This is a genomic window from Paenibacillus sp. 01T422, from assembly GCF_056398785.1.
Map to the genome: position 1 here is coordinate 1 of NZ_JBFTQB010001156.1, position 1644 is coordinate 1644.

At 42.7% G+C, this 1644-nt stretch carries 1 protein-coding gene; it reads left to right on the forward strand.

Annotated features, from left to right (window positions below; all coding sequences use genetic code 11):
* A partial coding sequence (locus AC1DUA_RS36670; RefSeq protein ID WP_477504412.1) for a carbohydrate binding domain-containing protein occupies nucleotides 1-1644 on the forward strand: 1644 nt, incomplete at both ends.

A 1644-nucleotide genomic window follows, 5' to 3' on the forward strand; every position in this document is an offset into this window, starting at 1 on the left:
ATGTAGGTGTTCATTTCCGCATCAAACATAATGCCAATACCTTTAATCATCTTTATGTTCAGAATTGTTACATTCATGACGTTGATGGTAATCCGGCTTTGCACGACAACACGTTAGATAAGTCAACCGGGGGAATCAGTTACGTTGTCGAAGCATCGGGCACATGGGATCTGGGTCATTTTAATGATATCCTGATTCAGAACAATACGATGAAATACGTATCGAAAACCGGTATTGAAGTGGCTTGGAGCTGGTATGCACAAAATAAACCGGAATACTACTCGACCAATGTCATCATCAGAAATAATGTTTTTGACCATGTTGCGGGGGACACAGCCTTTTTCGCCCAGGTTTCCAACGGGTTGGCGGAAGGAAACGTCAGTACTTATGGCGCTGATAGGGCAGACAATGTTGCTGTCGCTGGAATTTGGTCTTGGTCATCCAATGACATCACCTATCAGAAGAATGAAGTCGCTTACATACAATATAAACCAAATGCAGGAGATTTATCGGCTTGGGATTTTGACCTTTATAATGGCAACCAACTTTTTCAGTATAACTATAGTCATGGAAACGCTGGCGGTTTTATGCTAACCATGGAGGGCACGCAAAATACGAATATTGCAAGGTATAATATCTCCGCAAATGAACCGATACAGGCACCCCACCACGGTTCTGAATATAATCTCTGGTATTATAACAACGTGTTTTATAATGATACGGGAGTCATTACAGCGAGGTATGCGTATAACAATGCTTTCGTTAACTGTACGGATTTGAGTTATACCAATACAATTTCGGCCACCCACGATTATAATGCTTATTACAATTCAACCGTTATTTCAGAACCACATGGTATTTATACCGATCCGAAATTTGTTGGTCCGAACCCAGGTGATGGGTTTAGCACATTGGACGGATTTAAACTTCAGTCTTCTTCTCCTCTTATTGACGCAGGAATGGTTATTAATGCTCCAGGTACACAAGATTTCTTCGGTAATCCCATCTATAACCAAACGCCTGATATTGGTGCTTTTGAGATGCCGATTGTAAGCAATGCTGGTTTTGAATCCGGTTCCTTAGGCCCATGGACAACGTGGGGGGATGCTGGAATTTCAAGTTCCAATGTTAAAAATGGAAATTCCAGTGTGCGGATAGGTGATGGCCCTGCTTCCGTTGAACAAATCATAACAGTAAAGCCTAATACCACCTATATATTGAGCGGATATGGGATGGCTCCTACGGGGCAATCACTAGACATAGGTGTCAAAAATTATGGTGGCGACGATATTTCTGTGCCCATTGCTAGTACTTCCTATACGGAAGGCAAAGTAACATTTACAACGGGAACAACGAATACAATGGCTACGATCTATCTTTTTCATCCAAGCGGATCAGGAAATGCTTACGGTGATGATATTTCAGTAGCTGAAAAGACAGATTCCGTCAGCAATGGAGACTTTGAATCAGGTGCACTAGCCCCATGGACAACATGGAATGATGCAGCAATTTCATCGACAAATGCAAAGACGGGCACTCATGCCGTACGCATTGGGAATGGGCCTGCTTCAGTGGAACAAGCCATTTCCGTTAAACCTAATACGTCTTATATTTTAAGCGGTTACGCGATGGCGCCATCTGGGC